Origin of the sequence: Mesotoga infera (genome assembly GCA_011045915.1) — a bacterium.
In the GTDB taxonomy this organism is placed as follows: Bacteria; Thermotogota; Thermotogae; order Petrotogales; family Kosmotogaceae; genus Mesotoga; species Mesotoga infera_D.
The window spans coordinates 1-2278 of sequence record DSBT01000224.1; the positions used below are offsets into that span (position 1 = coordinate 1).

The 2278-nt window shown below is 47.9% G+C and carries 2 protein-coding genes; both read left to right on the forward strand.

The features are described from left to right. On the forward strand, positions 1-978 hold a 978-nt coding region (locus ENN47_07840), incomplete at its 5' end, for a hypothetical protein (GenBank protein HDP78079.1). Positions 979-1018: 40 nt separating this feature from the next. Then, positions 1019-1789 carry an IclR family transcriptional regulator gene (locus tag ENN47_07845; GenBank protein HDP78080.1) on the forward strand — a complete coding sequence of 257 codons (771 nt, stop codon included), beginning with the start codon at positions 1019-1021 and terminating at the stop codon, positions 1787-1789. Positions 1790-2278 lie beyond the last annotated feature (489 nt).

The window sequence follows — 2278 nt, forward strand, 5'->3', positions numbered from 1 at the left end:
ATAATAAAGAGAGAGTGGTCCACCGAGATACTCGAGGCGGCAGGAATCCCAAGCGAGATGATGCCGGAGCCGGTCAACTCGACGAGTGTTGTTGGAGAAGTCACGGCCGAGGCCTCTTCACAGTCAGGTTTGTGTCAAGGTACGCCCGTTGTAATGGGCGGGGGAGATGTGGCGTGTGCCGCGGCAGGAGCCGGCGCCGTAACAGAAGGCGTGTCATATGTCTGCCTGGGATCTGCGGCCTGGATGGGTTTCTTCTCGAGAAAACCGGTTCTCGACTACGAATCGAAACTTGTAAATTACTGCCATGTCGTTCCCGGCGGCTATGCTCTTCAGTACCAGATGACCGGCGCGGGAATCTGTTATCAGTGGCTAAGGGACACCATATACAGATACAGGGCACTAGAGGACCATTCTACGGAAAGAACCGACGACTTTGAAATGATGAATGTCGAAGCGAATAAGAGTGGCGTAGGATCCAATAAATTGATATTTCTCCCTTACATGAGAGGAATATGGGCAGGAAAAACAAATCCAGACGCTCGAGGTGTACTTTTCGGACTGAACTTAAGCAATAACGTGGGAGACATCTATCGTTCCGCAATTGAAGGAATGGCTTTTGGAATCAAGGAGATCATGGATAGTTTCGACAATCTAGGTTACAGCTCGAAACAGGTAACGGTTATCGGGGGATGTGCGAAGTCAAAGCTCTGGAGACAATTGATCGCGGACATAACGGGCAGGGAAGTTCTTTGCCCAGCGGTCATTCGTGAGGCGGGCTCACTGGGGGCATCTATTGCTGCCGCCATAGGCGTTGGCATGATTGACAGCTTAGACGACACGAAGAAGATAATCGAGATTGTCGATGTATCATACCCTAATGAAGAGAACCATACCAAGTACCAGAAGTACTACAATGTCTTCCTCGAGACAAAGTCAAGATTCAACGACCTATTTGAAAAGCTCGCGAATATCGAATAGAATGTCTATGTAGCTGCTTTGAAAAGAGGAAAGAATAATTTTGAAAGACTATCAGAATAAGTCACTGGAAAAGGCACTCAGCATTCTCGACTGCTTCTCAAGAGAGAAAAGGGAGTTGAGCGCAACAGAGATTGCCAAAATGCTTGGGCTTAACCTCAGCAGCATTTACCCGCTGCTTGCAACTCTTTCCAGATTCGATTACATTACCAGGAAAGAGAACGGCAAGTATTCTCTCGGTATAAGTCTTGTTGTGAAGGGAAATCTTGTTATATCCAGTCTTAGCCTGATTGAAGTGGCAAGGGGTCCATTGCAGGATCTGGCGCATGAATACCAGGGAAACACTCATCTTGCAATCCTCAACAACTACAAGGCCTTAATAGTCGACAGGGCACTGGCATCGGACAGAGTCTTCATAAACAGTATAATCGGCTACGAAATCCCACTTTACTGTACTTCTCTGGGACGGGCGCTTCTATCACAGATGAACGATGAGGAAATAACGAACTACCTGTCAAGTGAAGAACTTAGAAAATTTACTCCCTCGACTCTCACAGATCCTGAGAAGCTTTTGCAAGAAGCTAAGAATGCCAGACTCAGAGGCTATGTTGTTCTTGATGAAGAGTTCACTCCCGGTGAAGTATGCTTTGCTGCCCCTGTCTTTGATTCTCAGGGAAAAGCAATCGCTTCGGTTAATCTGGCCCTCAGCAAATTGAGGAAGCTCAAGGAGCACGAGAGATACGGCCTGCGAATCAGACAGACAGCGATGCAGATCTCAAGCTATCTCGGTTACACCGGCCCCGTGACCGGCTGATAGCCTCTCCCTTTCCTTTCTTCCTTGTAGACTCCATTTTTTAATTCAGTTCACCTTCGTTTGGGGCAGGTCCACAGTCAGCCGTCCTTTGAGATCAACAAGATCAGAAGCGATGCTGCCTTTGGCAGGAAGCCTTCTCAGGTCAACCGTCAACAGTCCACCGTCCTCCGAAATCGACGAAAACCGCGAAAAGATGAGAGAGCGAGACGGATGAGATGAGATCCAGTTTGAGCGCTCAAGCGTGGATTAAGGATTTTGCTTCGTTGGGAGCATCTGTTCGCTGAAAGGCCCGAAATCCGTCAACGGTCCTCCGTCTTCCGAGATCTCCATCATTGGAATTTCTGTTTCGTCCTTTTCTGTGTTGAACCCTCCGCACTGATCATAATCCCAATGGAGATCACAATCATCAAAACTCGCTGTCAGAGAGTTATAATCAAGTTAAGCAGTATCTTCTGAGAATAACGACTCGGGTGTTGAGGTGGAACTACG